We start from the raw sequence: 13791 nt of genomic DNA on the forward strand, positions 1-13791 counted from the left end.
GGGCCCGTCCACGGGGCCGGGTGGCCCAATGGCGGCGGTTACCGGCGCGTCCCAGACTGGGTGCGGGAGGTTTTCCGTCCCTCGTCGAAGGAGGCGGCCATGAACGCCAACCTGCAACCGGCGACGGTGAGCGACGTGATGACACGCAAGGTCGTCGCGGTGGCCCTGGGCACGTCCTTCAAGGAGATCGTGCGGACCCTGGAACAGTGGAAGGTAAGCGCGCTACCTGTGGTGGCCGACGGCACCCGGGTCGTCGGCGTGGTCTCCGAGGCGGATCTGCTGCGCAAGGAGGAACACCGCGAGGACGTCGCCCCGCCGATCGGCGCGGGCCCGGACAAGGCGGCCGCGGTCACCTCCGAGCAGCTGATGACGGCCCCGGCGGTCACCGTGCGCGAGAACGCCCCCCTGGCGCAGGCGGCACGGACGATGGCGCTGCACCACGTGAAACGACTGCCCGTGGTCGACGCCGACGGAACGCTGCGCGGCGTGGTGAGCCGCGGCGACCTGCTCAAGGTGTTCCTCCGGACTGACGAGTACATCGCCCGTGACGTGCGGGACATCCTCGCGGGCGAAGTCCTGCCGGGCGCGTGGCAGTTGGTGGACGTCGAAGTCACCGAGGGAATCGTGACGGTGAGCGGCCTGCTCGCCGACCGGTCGCTGGTCCCGGTCGTGGCACGGATGGTGCGCTCCGTCGAGGGTGTCGTGGACGTGCGCTTCGACCTCACGTCGAGCCGCGTGTGAGGCTCCCCCAAGGCGACCGGTCGGCCTCCTCGACTGGCCCGGCCGGCCTAGGCGGACGCCTGGCGCCGCGCCACACCTTGACGGCAGGACACGACTCCGTCCGAAGGAGGGAAGGCCGTGAAGGCGTGGGTTTTCCAGGGGCCCGGGCAGGCCCGCTGGCAGGAGGTGCCGGATCCGCAGGTCAAGGACCCCGGCGACGCGATCGTGCGCGTCGGCGCGGTCACCGTCTGCGGAACCGATCTGCACATCTTCAAGGGTGACGCGCACGACGTGCGCCCCGGCACCGTCTTGGGTCACGAAGCGGTGGGCGAAGTCGTCGGAACCGGTACCGCTGTCACGACGGTGCGTCCCGGCGACCGGGTGCTGATCTCCTGCATCTGCGGGTGCGGCCGGTGCCGATTCTGCCGCGAGGGAGCCTACGGGCAGTGCGTCGGCGGCGGAGGCTGGGTACTGGGGCACCTGATCGACGGGACCCAGGCCGAGTACGTGCGCGTACCGTTCGCCGACGTCCGCCTGCACCCGCTGCCCGCCTCGGTGCGCAGTCAGGACGCGGTGCTGCTCGCCGACATCTTCCCCACGGCCTACGAGGTGGGCGTCCTCAACGGCCGCGTCCGGCCCGGCGACACGGTCGCCGTCGTCGGCAGCGGGCCGATCGGACTGGCCGCGATCGCCACGGCGCGTCTGTACTCCCCCGACCGGATCATCGCTATCGACCTGGCGGAGACCCGTCTGGACGTGGCCAAGCGCCTGGGCGCGGACGCGGTCGCCAACGCCGGTGAGCAGCCCGAGCGGCTGGTCCTCGACCTGACCGAGGGACTCGGCGCCGACGTGGTGATCGAGGCGGTGGGTGTTCCCGAGAGCTTCGAACCGTGCGCGCGCATCGTCCGGCCGGGCGGCCATCCGGCCAACGTCGGCGTCCACGGCGCGCCGGGCCACCCTTCACCTGGAGGACCTGTGGAGGAGGAACGTGACCATCACCACGGGGCTGGTGGACACGTACTCGACCCCGGTGCTGTTGCGCATGATGGCTTCCGGACGCCTCCGGCCGCTTCCCTCGTCACCCACACCTTCGAACTCCAGGACATGGAGGAGGCCTACGCCGTGTTCGGCCGGGCGGCCGACGCCGCGGCGCTCAAGGTCGTGCTCGGCGGCCCGCACCACTCGGCGATGGCGCTCACCGACTGAGCTCTGAGGAAAGGACCGACGGTCATGACGAAGCACTCCCCAGCCACCGTGCCCGGGGACATCGGCCGGCGCATCACGATGCGCCGTGAGGAATTGGGCCTGTCGCGGGAGGAAGTGGCGGCCCGTACGGGCATCGCCCCTGGCTATCTGCAGTACGTGGAGGAGGATTCCACCGCAGCTCCCGGCATCGCGACACTGCGTGGCCTGGCCATGGCGCTGGACACCAGCGTCTCCGCGCTCAGCGGTGGCGAGGCCGATCTGCCGTCGGGGCGCGGGCAGGCCGCAGGCCGCGCCGAACTGGTGGAACTGGGCGGTGAGGAGTGCTGGAGACTGCTGTCCTCTCACGGGGTGGGCAGGCTCGCCCTGTCCATGCCCGAGGGACTCACCGTCGTACCGGTCAACTACAGCGTCGACCAGGGCACGATCGCCTTCCGCACCTCGCCGGCCGCCACCCCCGCGGAGGCCTCTGACACCAAGTGCGCCTTCGAGGTCGACGAGGTGGACGACGCCCTGAGCCAGGGCTGGAGCGTCCTCGTCCGCGGGATGGCGCACACCGTCACCGACCCCGCGGGCGTCCGGCGGCTCAACGAACAGGCGTACACCGGGCCGTGGGCCGGCGGGGACCGCGACCTGTGGGTGCGCATCACACCGGCGACCGTGACGGGCCGCCGCATCGTGGTGGGCTGACATGACGACCAAGGGAGGCGGGGCATGACGGGCCGCGGATACGCAGCGGGGCCGCCCCGCGTACCACACGGGGAGGTCGTCGTGGGGGTCGACGGATCGGACCCTGCCGTGCGCGCCCTGGACCGGGCGGCCGACGAGGCACACCGGCGGGACGCCGCCCTGCGGATCGTGCTCGGTCTGCCGTGGCCCGATCCGGGCGAGGTCGGATTCGGCCTGGAGGCCGATGGCGAGCGCCCGCCGGGCGAAGCGGCCCGTACGGTCCTGGACTTGGCCGCCAGACGCGTGGAGGACCGGCATCCGGGGCTGTCCGTCGCACTGGAGCAGGCTGCCGAGCCGGCGGCCTCGGCGCTGGTGCGCCTGGGCCGGACCGCGACCCTGACCGTGGTCGGCACCAGAGGCCGTGGCGGTTTCGCCGGCCTGCTCCTGGGCTCCGTCAGCCTGCGGGTGGCCGCCCACACCGTTGGTCCGCTGATGGTCGTCCGCGGCGAGGACGCGGCCGTCCGACGGGGGCTGCTGCACGACAAGGTGCTGCTCGGCCTGGAGGACGAAAGCGACGCCGAGGCCGCCCTGTTCGCGTTCGAGGAGGCCGAACGACGCGCCGCACGGCTGAGGGTCCTCCATGCCTGGACCCACCCGCACATCTCCATGGGAGAGTGGCCCACGTCCCACCGCCAGGACCTGGCCTCCCAGGCACGGCAGCACAAGGAACTGGCCCGGTTCGTCGTGTCAAAGCTGACCGAACGCTTTCCGGATGTCGCCGTGCGGGTGGACTCCGTTCCGGGACACGCCGCCGCCGCGCTTGTGGAGGCGAGCCGCGCGGCGGACGTGGTGGTGGTCGGTGCCCATCGCCGCCAGGACCGCCCGCTCGGCATGCGCCTGGGACCGGTCACCCACGCGGTGCTCCAGCACGCGCACTGCCCCGTCGTCCTGGTCCCCATCGGCTGACCTCCGGACCCCCTGGTCAGCGGTGGCTCACCGACGTGCACCCGCCTTCGGTACCGGGCGGGCCAGGACATGGGGCCGGTAGGCCCCTGCGGGCGGAGGGTGCCGGGGTGCAGCCTGAGGACGAGGGCCGCCGACGGGCCGCCCGGTCGTCCCCCGTCACGTCGTGTGGACGGTCCTCAGGACGGAGGTGCCGGTGATGACCACCGCCACGACGAATGGCCTGCTCGACGTACTGCCGGCCCAGGCGCGACAGCGCCTGACGGAACTCGGCCGCGAGGTGTCCTTCCCGGCCGGGACCCGGATCTTCGAGGAGGGGCAACGAGCCGACAGGTTCTGGATCATCCACACCGGATCTGTCGCACTCGACCTCCACGTCCCCGGGCGCCGCCCCGCCGTGCTGGAGACTCTCGGACACGGCGACCTTCTCGGCTGGTCGTGGCTGTTCCCTCCGTACAGCTGGCATCTGGGCGCCCAGGCGCAGAGCCCGGTGCGGGCGACGGAGTACGACGCCACGATCGTGCGGGCGCTGTGCGAGGCCGACCCTGCCTTCGGCCGGGCCGTGTCCCGCCGGGTGGCGGAGATCGTCGCGCACCGCCTGCTGCAGACCCGCACCCGTCTGCTGGACCTCTACGGTCCTGCCGGCAGCGGAACCGCGCACTGACCGGCTTCCGCCCGCCAGGAGGAGAGGGACCGATGCACGGCAGTCCGCACATCGTCAGCGACGTGATGACCCGTTCCGTCGTCGCCGTTGGCCGGGACGCCTCGTTCAAGGAGATCGTCACGACCATGGAGCGGTGGAAGGTCAGTGCACTCCCCGTGCTGGAGGGCGAGGGTCGGGTAGTCGGCCTGGTGTCCGAGGCCGACCTGCTGCCCAAGGAGGAGTACCGCGACAGCGCTCCCTCCCGCAACGAGCAGATGCGGCGCCTGCCGGATCTGTGCAAGGCCGGCGCCACCACCGCCGACGAGCTGATGAGCGCCCCCGCCGTGTGCGTGCACGCCGACGCCACGCTGGCCCAGGCGGCGCGCGCCATGGCGTTCCGGAACGTCAAGCGGCTGCCGGTCATCGACGCCGAGGGCATGCTGTGCGGCATCGTCAGCCGCGGCGACCTGCTGAAGGTCTTCCTGCGTCCGGACGAGGAGATCGCCGAGGAGGTCAACCGCGAGATCGCCGGGTACCTCTTCCCCGGCGAGCCCTCACCGGTACGGGCACGCGTCGAGGAGGGCGTCGTCCACTTCTCCGGCGCGCCGGGAGACCCGTCGCTGGTCCCTGTGGCGTCACGGTTCGCCCGAGCCGTGGAGGGCGTCGTCAACGCCGTGTGGGACTGAAGCACACCGGAAGCACCCCGGGCGTTGGGGGTGATCATGCCCGCCGGTGGCCCCACGAGGGTTCCACTTCGGCCCACTCCCGCTCCCACGCCGCCGCCCGATGACGGTCGATCCGCAGCCGGACGGCCCAGCGTCCTGCCAGGACCAGCCCGCCCGCGCCGGTGGCGGCGAAGACACCGAACACCTGCCCCTGCACCTCCGCCTGCACCGGTGTGAGCGGTGGTTCCCTGATCTCGTCGTGCCGGTCCACCCAGACGGGTGTGGTGGACCCCGTCCGGCTGTTCGGCTCCACGCGAGCGCTGCCGACGTGCGCGACACCGTCCGGGGCGGTCCACCGCACGGTGGCCCGCACCGTACCGGAGGACCCCGTGTAGGAGTTCTCCACCGCGTCCGCCGCGTCCTCGGTGAGGACTGCCGTCACCTGGCGCATGCCGTCACCTTAGTGCAGTGCGTCGTGCTCCACGGCGACCGCGGAAGCGACCCCCGCGGCGGGACCACCGACGGCCATCAGGACCGCCGCCGCCACTCCCGTCCACGCCTCCGCGACATCCGTTCCGCGTCGCATCGAATTGCGCCGCCACCGCCAGAACATCACCCGACCGCTCATGGCCACGCCCCCTTTCCCTGCGGCGACGGTCGCACGGGGGCGGGGTTGAGGAGCAGGGGCCGAAGAGGCCGCCCGGGTGGGCCGGGCAGGCCGTTCTCACCGGCTGCCGGGCCCGTTCGGCCCTGTCTCCGGAGCCGCCGATGGGCGACGATCGTAAGGGTCCGACCCGCACGCGGCAGTGCGCGGTCTCTCAGATCCTCGGGACCAAGGACGTGAGCAGCATGGCACCGAATCCGTATCCGGCCGCCCCTGGTGACATGGGGCGCCGTGTGGCGAAGCGGCGCGACGAGTTGGGTCTGACCCGTGAGGAAGTCGCGGCCCGGGCCGGCATGGCCACCAGTTACCTGCGGTTCATCGAGGAGCAGTCCACGGCCGCTCCCGGTCCGGGAACGCTGGGAACGCTCGCGGCCGCCCTGGACACCACGGTCGTGGCGCTCAACGGAGGGGAGGCCGACCTTCCGCCCGGCCGCCTCGGGCGCGCCTCATCGCACGCACGCCTGGTGGAGCTCTCCCCCGAGGAATGCTGGTCGCGCCTGAACGGCCACGGCGTGGGCCGGATCGCAGTGACCGCTCCCGGCCGCGAGGCCATCCTGCCCGTGAACTACAGCGTGGTCGACGGTTCCGTTGTCTTCAGGACCGCCCCCGGTTCCGGGCCGGCCGAGGTCACCGGAACGGAGGTCGTCTTCGAGGTGGACCACGTGGACGAGGCGCTCAGCCAGGGCTGGAGCGTCCTGGTACGGGGCCCGGCCAGGCACGTCGAGGACCCGGAGGCCGTGCGGCACCTCGCCCGACGGGCGTACAGCGGCCCGTGGCCGGGCGACGACGACCGCAGCGAGTGGGTACGGATCGACGCGGCCGCGATCACCGGCCGGCGCATCGACGTCCCCTGATGGGCCCGCCCCGTTCCGATGGGTCCGTTCGGCCCTGGCGCGCCCGGCCCTGGTGGGTGAGGATCACCGGGACACGGGACGTCAGGGCAGCGACACACGGCAGGGGGCCGGCATGACGGGTGCAGAGGAGTTCTCACCGCGGGCGCCGATCAGGGTGTTCCTGGTCGACGACCACGAGGTGGTACGGCGGGGCGTGCACGACCTCCTCGACGCCGAACCCGACATCGAGGTCGTCGGGGAGGCCGGCACGGTCGGCCACGCACTGGCGCGGGGACCGGCCCTGCGGCCGGACGTGGCGATCCTCGACGTGCGTCTCCCGGACGGCGACGGCATCGGGGTCTGCCGGGAGCTGCGCTCGCGCATGCCGGGACTGGCCTGTCTGATGCTGACGTCCTTCGACGACGACGACGCCCTGCTGGACGCGATCATGGCGGGCGCCGCCGGCTACGTGCTCAAGCAGATCAAGGGCTCCGACCTGATCTCCGCCGTCAGGACCGTGGCCTCGGGCCAGTCGATGCTCGACCCGGCGACCACCGCCCGGTTGATGAGCAGCCTGCGCCACCAGGAAGAACCGGCGAGTCCGCAGGACGAGACCCTCGCCACGCTCACTCCGCGCGAGCGGGAGATCCTGGAACTCATCGGAGAGGGCCTGACGAACCGGCAGATCGGCAAGCGGCTGTTCCTGTCGGAAAAGACGGTCAAGAACCACATCTCCCGGATGCTGGCCAAGCTCGGCGTGGAACGCCGCATCCAGGCCGCCGTGCTCGCCACCCAGCACCAGACCGGGGGCGGCGGGGACGCCGAGTCACGACGCTGAGATGGTGCCGCATGGCTCCTGCCTCAGGGACGAGCGGCCCCTCCCCCGCGAGCACGGCGGGGCGGAACCTTGAGCCAGGTTCCGGGCCGGGAGGAGACCACCATGATGCCCACGACCCTCGACGGCGCGACGTTGGAGAAGCTCATTTCCGCCGCCGTCGCCGCGCCGTCCTTCCACAACAGCCAGCCGTGGCGATTCCGCCTGGAGCCGGACACTGCCACGGTCCTGGTCCGTGCCACGGGTGAGCGCGGGCTGCGTGAGGCCGACCCGCTGGGCCGGGCGCTGCACGTGTCCGTCGGTGCGGCGGTGTTCAACCTGCGGGTCGCGGTGGCCCACTTCGGCTGGGAGCCCGTCGTCCGGCTGCTGCCGGTCCCGGCGCAGCCGGACCTGCTGGCTTCGGTACGGCTGGCCGGACCGTCCCGCAGCGGTGGGGAGCACCGTGCGGACCTGTACCAGTCGTTGTGGCGCCGGCACAGCAGCCGCGCTCCCTTCTCGGCGCACCGGCCCCCGGGGCCGGTCCTCGCCGAACTGGCGGACGCCGCCCACTCGGAGGGGGCGAAACTGTACGTGCCAGACGCCGGCGAGACCCAGCGGATACTGCGGCTGACCTCGGAGGCGGAGCAGCGGGGTGTGACCGACCCCGCGCGCCGTACCGAGAGCCGGGGCTGGATCCGCGAAGGTGCTCGGGACGGCCTGACGCCGGTGGCCCTGGGCCCGCGGGACGCCGCAGGGCGGCTGCCGATGCGGGACTTCTCCGCGCTGGGTCCGCAGAATCAGCTGCCGGCCGCGGTATTCGAGCAGCAGCCGCTGATCGCGGTGCTGTCCACCGCCCACGACCGGCGTGCGGACTGGCTGCGGGCCGGCCAGGCGTTGGAGCACGTCCTTCTGGTGGCCACCGCGCACCGGGTGCGGGCGTCGCTGCTGCACCAGGCACTGGAGTGGCCCGACCTGCGTTGGGCGCTACGCAGCGCGGAAAGCGGGCCGGGACACGTCCAGATACTCGTCCGGCTCGGGTACGGCCCTCAGGGCCCGGCAAGCCCGCGCATGTCGGCGACGGACGTCATGGAGGGACATCACGCGCCGGCTCCGGGCCGAGCGGCACCTTCCACTCCAGGTGCGTCCCCCCGGACGGCCTCGTCCGGACGGTGAACGACCCGCCGAGCTTCTCGGCCCGCCTGGCGAGATTCGTCAGACCGCTGCGGCGGCCGCCTTCGGGCAGCCCCACCCCGTCGTCGGTCACGGAAAGTGCCAGGATGCCGGAGCCGACCACCAGGGCGACCTCAGCCGAACCGGCGTGTGCGTGCCGTGCCACATTCGACAGTGCCTCACCCAGCACCGCGACGACCTCGTCGGCCACTGGGGCCGGGACATCGGTGTCGATGAGGCCCTCCATCCGCAGTGACGGGGTGAACCCGAGCGCGGGCACGGCCTCCTCGACCCCCTTCGCGGTGCGCACCCGCAGACCATGCCGGGTCGAGGTCGTTTCGTGGACACGAAGGCCGAAGATCGTCGAGCGGATGATCTTGATGGTTTCGTCCAGGTCGTCCACGGCGCGCAGCAGGCGCTCGCTCGCCTGGGGGTGGTCGACGAAACGCGCCGCGCTCTGCAGGGTCATGCCGGTGGCGAACAACCGCTGGATGGCCAGGTCGTGCAGGTCCCGGGCGATACGGTCGCGGTCCTCGAGCTGTGCCATCTGCTCTGCGGCACGGCGTCGCTCGGCCAGTTCCATGGCGAGGGCGGCCGATCCGGCGAACGCCAGCAGCAACTCCGTCTCGGTCTCGGTGAACACCGGCTGCCCTTCTGCGCGGGCCAGCAACAGCGCGCCGCGCACCCCCTGCGGGGCACTCATCGGGACGGCCACCGCAGGGCCGAGCCCAGCGAACCGGGGCGGGCCGGCCGTGATGCGCGGATCGTGCTCCACGTCCGGGCTGGTGATCGGTTCGGTGGCCTCCATGGCGGCGCCCGCGAACGACCCCTGCCGGGGGAGGGTGAGTCCACGGTGGAGGTCCGCGTCGGTGCCGGTGGCGATCGCCACCTCCACGTCCGTCGTGCCGTCGACCGGCAGCGCGACCACCCCGAGATCCGCGCCGGTGATGCTGCGTGCGCGCTCCACGATCAGCTCCAGGATGCGGGACTCGTCCACTCCCGACAGGAGACTGGCGGTGACCTCCGCGTTCGCCTCCAGCCACCGCTGCTTCGACCGGGCTTCCTGGTAGAGACGTGCGTTGTCGACGGCGACGCCCGCGGCGACGGCGAGGGTGGACAACACGGTCTCGTCCTCGTCGTCGAACTCCTTGGCGCCGCGCTTCTCCGTCAGGTACAGGTTGCCGAACACTTCGTCACGGACGCGGATCGGCACCCCGAGGAACGAGTGCATCGGCGGGTGGTCGACCGGGAATCCGTACGAGGCCGGATGGTGGGAGAGCTCGCGCAGGCGGAGCGGTTCGGGGTGCCGGATCAGTTCGCCGAGAATGCCGTGGCCCGACGGCAGGGGGCCGATCGCCTCGATCTGCTCGTCCGAGACCCCGACGGTCAGGAACTGCGCGAGCTTCGCGTCGTCGCCGATCACGCCCAGCGCCCCGTACTCGGCGTCGACCAGCACCACTGCCGCCTCCACGATCCGTCGCAGCACCTGCGGCAGGTCCAGCTCCCGCCCGACCGACAGCACCGCCTCCAGCAGGCTGTGCACGCGGTCCCGCGTCCCCCGGACCGCGTCGATGCGTGTCTGCAGTTCGTCCAGCAGCTCGTCGAGCCTCAGCCGGGGCAGGCGCTCCGCGCCCTCGCTGCCGTCCATCCCCACGGATCCTCCATCCGGCACAGCAGGCAGGTGCCCAGCTTCAAGATAGCCGGATCGGGGCGGCTTCGAACGTCCCTCCACCGGTGTTCCGCCGTTGCGACCGGCACGGTGGCCGGGGGCGTCGCCCACGGCCTCGGCTCCCGCAGGGGACCTGTCGCGCCCACTCGGTCCTCGGCCGACGAGCCGGCCGCCGTCGACGGCTCGGCCGCCTCGCCGCGGGGCCCGGCACGTCAAGCGCGTGGGCGTACTGCGCCTCCATGATCCGGGCGCGGCCAACACTGAGGCGCTCGGCATCCGTTTCCCGCTGCGCGGCATTCGCGCGCCGGCCCCGCCGCTGACTGCCCATGTCCGCGAACCGTTCAGCGCACACGGTCTGGTGCACCAACTGGTCTCTGCAGAAGGGACGTTCGGCCCCATGCCCACGGGCCTTCGGCCCACGGCGTCGCACCTCCGCCACGCAGGACAGTGAACACGCAACGAAATCCACCAGGTTCACGCTCCGCCCGGATCGGAAGGGATCAGCACCATGGCCATCCAAGGACACCCCCAGCGGCACACCGGGTTCCGCCTCCCCGCACGGCGCAGGACCGGCACAGGCACCGCCCCGTCCGGCGAGGCTGCTGCCACGTCCGCAACGTCCGCCCGCGTGTACGTCCTCGCCGGACTGCGCGTCCTGACCGGGTTCGTCTTCCTGTGGGCCTTCCTCGACAAGACCTTCGGTCTCGGCTACGCCACCGGCTCCGGCAAGGGCTGGATCGACGGCGGCTCGCCGACCAAGGGGTTCCTCAGCGGCGTCGCCGCGGGTCCCTTGCAGTCCACCTTCCACGCCTGGGCCGGCGCCGAGTGGGCGGACTGGCTGTTCATGCTGGGCCTGCTGGGCGTCGGCGTCGCGGTCATGAGCGGCGTGGCGCTGCGGATCTCCGCCGTGGCCGGCACCGCGATGATGGCCTTGATGTGGGTCGCCGAGTGGCCTCCGGCCCGGCACCTGGCCGACGGGTCGCCCAGCATGTCGACCAACCCCTTCGCCGACTACCACCTCGTGTACGCGGTCGTGCTGATCGCCCTTGCCACCGCCTCCGCGGGCACCACCTGGGGCCTGGGCCGCGTATGGGCCCGGCTGCCCGTCGTCCGCGACCACGCCTGGCTGCGCTGACGCCCGGCGCGACGCCCAGCACCGGCCCGGGGAGCTCGGCTCCCCGGGCCCTGACGGACGCGCGGCACGGCACCCTGGGCGTCAGCACCGCCCCGATCGTCCCGTTACGTCATCGGCGGGCCCCGCCTCCTGCATCGTCGACGCCCTTCGACGCAGGCCCGCGGCGACCTGGTGAAGGTCCTCGGCCGGAACGACAACAAGTTGGGCCTACTGCAACCGACTGCCGACCTCACCTAATGCGTCGCCACCCGCCCGTGACCCACGGCCTCGCACTGTGGGCCGACCGGTCCCCCGCGGGGACCAGTGGCCCATACCACCGGCTGGGCATCGCGGGGACGGTAGGAGCACAGGCCCAGCAGCAACCCCGTCCCTTTTGCGGCAAGGAGGTCACGTCATGGTGCGTTGTGTCATCGCAGGTGTGGACGGCTCCCCCGAGAGCCTGGCGGCCGCCGACTGGGCGGCCAGGGAGGCGGAAATGCGCGACCTGCCGCTGCGGCTGCTCCACGCCTGGGAGTGGCAGCCCTACGCCAACGCACCCCTGACCGGGCCGGTCGCCATGCGCTCCTGGGCCGCAGGCGTTCCCAGGGACGCGGCCCGGGCCCTGCGGGAGCGGTATCCGCCGCTGGAGGTCATCTCCGAGGAGTCCGCCGGGCAGCCGGTGGCGGTCCTCGCGGCCGCCGCCGGTGAATCCGAGGTGCTCGCGCTCGGTTCCCGCGGCCTGCACGGCATCACTGGCTTCCTCGTCGGCTCTGTGGCGCTCGCGGTCATCGCCACGGTGCGCCGCCCCGTCGTCCTGGTCAGGGCCGCCAAGACGGTGGAGGAGGAGCACCTTCCGGATGCCGACGGAGTGGCATCGGCCGACACCCCGTACCGGGACGTCGTCCTCGGACTCGACCTGGACCGGCCCCACGACGACCTGCTCGCCTTCGCCTTCGACGCCGCCGCCCGCCGGGCCGCGCCCCTGCGGGTCATCCACGGTTGGACCCTGCCGCCCAACATCCACGGCTCGGGCGTCGTGCTGCCCGACCTGATCAAGGCCTCGGCAGCCGAACGCGACACCGCGCTGACCGAGGCCCTACGTCCCTGGCAGTCGAAGTACCCGGAAATGGACGTCCACGCCCACCAGGTCATCGGCCGGCCCGCCGACCACTTGGTGGACGCCTCCGGCCAAGCCTGCCTGGTCGTGGTCGGTCGCCGCATCCGCCGGTCCACGGTCGGCAGCCACATCGGCCCGGTCACCCACGCCGTCCTGCACCACAGCGCCGCGCCCGTGGCCGTCGTCGCCCACCCCTGACCCCGCGCTCGGACGTCACCGGACCCGCGCTACCCCCGCGTAGATCCCGCTGTCCTCGGGGGACGGCGCCGGGGAGGTCCTGAACCACTCCGGGGCCGTCACCAGGCCGGGGGCGACGAGGTCCAGGCCGTCGAAGAAGCGGGCGACTTCCGGGCGCGTACGGAAGCCGAGGCGGATGCCGCCCTTGGCGTACTCGGCGGTGACCTGTTCGGCGAGCTCCGGGAAGAGATCGGACGCGGCGTGGGACAGGACGAGGTAACTGCCCGGCGGCAGCGCGGCCAGCAGGGGGCGCACGATGCCGTGGGCGTCCTGCTCGTCGGGGACGAAGTGCAGCAGGGCGATGAGCGAGAGCGCGACGGGGCGTGTGAAGTCCAGGACGCCCCGCGCGTGCTCGACGATCTCCTCCGGCCGCCGGACGTCGGCCTCGAGGAAGTCCGTGACGCCCTCGGGGCGGCCCGCCAGCAGCGCCTGCGCGTGGTGCAGCACGAGGGGGTCGTTGTCCGTGTAGACGACCTTCGCCGCCGGTACCACGCGCTGGACGATCTGGTGCAGGTTGGGTTCGGTGGGGATGCCCGAGCCGATGTCGAGGAACTGGTCGACGCCCTGCGCGGCGAGCCAGGCGGCGGCCCGTTGCATGAACTGCCGGTTCTGCCGGGCCGCGTCACGCGCCTCTGGCGGCAGCTTCTCGCCGACGGCCTCGTCGACGCGGTAGTTGTCCTTGCCGCCCAGCAGCCAGTCGTACACGCGCGCCGGGTGGGCCCTGCTGGTGTCGATCCGCGGTGAGTGGGGGGTGGTGCCGGTCGTCATGACGGACTCCATCGCCGAGGGGGGTCGGTCGTGCTGTCGATCGCGGCAGTCTCGCACACCATGTCCCAGGCTGCTGGCAAGGGCAGTTGACTGAGGTGGCAGCCGCATCCCCACGGTTTTGGTGTCACAAATGGCGACATCTTCGGGCGCTCCCGAATTCACGGCAAAACGGTGGGAGCATTCATTCCTACCTTCGAAACTTTCGGGGAAAGCGGGGCCCCGACCGCACCGCCGGTCAAATTCTTTTGTTTCCGGTCGGTAAATTTCGCGGACCCTCCCCAGGGCTCTTAACCCGCAGGTCACCGGGGCCTCCTGAGGGCACCTCACCCGGCCGCCACGACCAGGTCCAGCCGAGCCGAAAAGAGAGAACGCTACATTCCGATAGCCTCAGGTTCAAGCTCTTTACACGCCCTCTTCAGTGGTGATCGAATTCGTGCAATCATCCACGCTGGAGGGCAATGTGAGACCCCCTTCTACCCGAAGATATGCGGCGGCCGTGGCTGCTGCCGTTGTCGTCGCTCTCGTCACCCCTGGAGCGGCGA

General features: G+C 72.0%; 14 protein-coding genes and 1 pseudogene. 11 read left to right on the forward strand and 4 right to left on the reverse strand.

Features of this window, described 5'->3' with window-relative positions; translation table 11 throughout:
- Positions 1 to 99 precede the first annotated feature (99 nt).
- From AC1VWI_RS01260 to AC1VWI_RS01285, 6 genes and pseudogenes are all read left to right on the forward strand, one after another.
- Positions 100 to 741: a CBS domain-containing protein gene (locus AC1VWI_RS01260; RefSeq protein WP_499508993.1), complete on the forward strand. Its 642-nt coding sequence runs from the start codon at positions 100 to 102 to the stop codon at positions 739 to 741.
- Positions 742 to 858: 117 nt separating this feature from the next.
- Positions 859 to 1926: pseudogene (locus tag AC1VWI_RS01265) on the forward strand (alcohol dehydrogenase catalytic domain-containing protein).
- A 24-nt stretch (positions 1927 to 1950) separates the two neighbouring features.
- Positions 1951 to 2613 (forward strand): helix-turn-helix domain-containing protein, encoded by a 663-nt coding sequence (locus AC1VWI_RS01270; protein ID WP_499508994.1) that lies wholly within the window; start codon positions 1951 to 1953, stop codon positions 2611 to 2613.
- Positions 2614 to 2694: 81 nt separating this feature from the next.
- The gene (locus tag AC1VWI_RS01275) at positions 2695 to 3558 is read left to right on the forward strand and encodes a universal stress protein (protein WP_499508995.1); all 864 of its coding nucleotides are present in this window, start codon (positions 2695 to 2697) and stop codon (positions 3556 to 3558) included.
- Positions 3559 to 3754: 196 nt separating this feature from the next.
- Positions 3755 to 4219, forward strand: a complete 465-nt coding sequence (locus tag AC1VWI_RS01280) for a Crp/Fnr family transcriptional regulator (protein ID WP_499508996.1) — start codon at positions 3755 to 3757, stop codon at positions 4217 to 4219.
- Between the two features lie 32 nt (positions 4220 to 4251).
- Positions 4252 to 4884, forward strand: a complete 633-nt coding sequence (locus AC1VWI_RS01285) for a CBS domain-containing protein (protein ID WP_499508997.1) — start codon at positions 4252 to 4254, stop codon at positions 4882 to 4884.
- 34 nt (positions 4885 to 4918) lie between these two features.
- Here the strand turns inward: AC1VWI_RS01285 and AC1VWI_RS01290 are convergent, their stop codons facing one another.
- Positions 4919 to 5314 carry an Rv1733c family protein gene (locus AC1VWI_RS01290; RefSeq protein WP_499508998.1) on the reverse strand — a complete coding sequence of 132 codons (396 nt, stop codon included), beginning with the start codon at positions 5312 to 5314 and terminating at the stop codon, positions 4919 to 4921.
- A 9-nt stretch (positions 5315 to 5323) separates the two neighbouring features.
- Positions 5324 to 5491, reverse strand: coding sequence for a hypothetical protein (locus AC1VWI_RS01295; protein ID WP_499508999.1), 168 nt, complete (start codon positions 5489 to 5491; stop codon positions 5324 to 5326).
- Between the two features lie 221 nt (positions 5492 to 5712).
- On the opposite strand from AC1VWI_RS01295, the gene AC1VWI_RS01300 reads away from it, so the two are divergent.
- The 3 genes from AC1VWI_RS01300 to AC1VWI_RS01310 all read left to right on the forward strand — a co-directional run bounded on the left by AC1VWI_RS01300 (position 5713) and on the right by AC1VWI_RS01310 (position 8347).
- Positions 5713 to 6381 (forward strand): pyridoxamine 5'-phosphate oxidase family protein, encoded by a 669-nt coding sequence (locus AC1VWI_RS01300; RefSeq protein WP_499509000.1) that lies wholly within the window; start codon positions 5713 to 5715, stop codon positions 6379 to 6381.
- A 112-nt stretch (positions 6382 to 6493) separates the two neighbouring features.
- Positions 6494 to 7198 carry a response regulator gene (locus AC1VWI_RS01305; RefSeq protein ID WP_499509001.1) on the forward strand — a complete coding sequence of 235 codons (705 nt, stop codon included), beginning with the start codon at positions 6494 to 6496 and terminating at the stop codon, positions 7196 to 7198.
- Between the two features lie 102 nt (positions 7199 to 7300).
- Positions 7301 to 8347, forward strand: coding sequence for an Acg family FMN-binding oxidoreductase (locus AC1VWI_RS01310; RefSeq protein ID WP_499509002.1), 1047 nt, complete (start codon positions 7301 to 7303; stop codon positions 8345 to 8347).
- Here the strand turns inward: AC1VWI_RS01310 and AC1VWI_RS01315 are convergent.
- Positions 8259 to 9992 (reverse strand): sensor histidine kinase, encoded by a 1734-nt coding sequence (locus tag AC1VWI_RS01315; RefSeq protein ID WP_499509003.1) that lies wholly within the window; start codon positions 9990 to 9992, stop codon positions 8259 to 8261. The two genes, AC1VWI_RS01310 and AC1VWI_RS01315, sit on opposite strands and share 89 nt — an antisense overlap.
- Before the next feature lie 529 nt (positions 9993 to 10521).
- Between AC1VWI_RS01315 and AC1VWI_RS01320 the strand changes: the two genes are divergently transcribed.
- Together AC1VWI_RS01320 and AC1VWI_RS01325 are read left to right on the forward strand one after the other, a co-directional pair.
- Positions 10522 to 11148: a hypothetical protein gene (locus AC1VWI_RS01320; protein ID WP_499509004.1), complete on the forward strand. Its 627-nt coding sequence runs from the start codon at positions 10522 to 10524 to the stop codon at positions 11146 to 11148.
- A 394-nt stretch (positions 11149 to 11542) separates the two neighbouring features.
- A complete protein-coding gene (locus AC1VWI_RS01325; RefSeq protein WP_499509005.1) occupies positions 11543 to 12442 on the forward strand; it encodes a universal stress protein in 900 nt (299 codons plus the stop codon).
- A gap of 15 nt (positions 12443 to 12457) precedes the next feature.
- On the opposite strand, the gene AC1VWI_RS01330 is transcribed toward AC1VWI_RS01325, so the two are convergent.
- Entirely contained in the window at positions 12458 to 13249 is a 792-nt protein-coding gene (locus AC1VWI_RS01330; RefSeq protein WP_499509006.1) for an SAM-dependent methyltransferase, read from the reverse strand.
- Positions 13250 to 13791: the final 542 nt, after the last annotated feature.

The organism is Streptomyces sp. TOM-9, assembly GCF_056858595.1.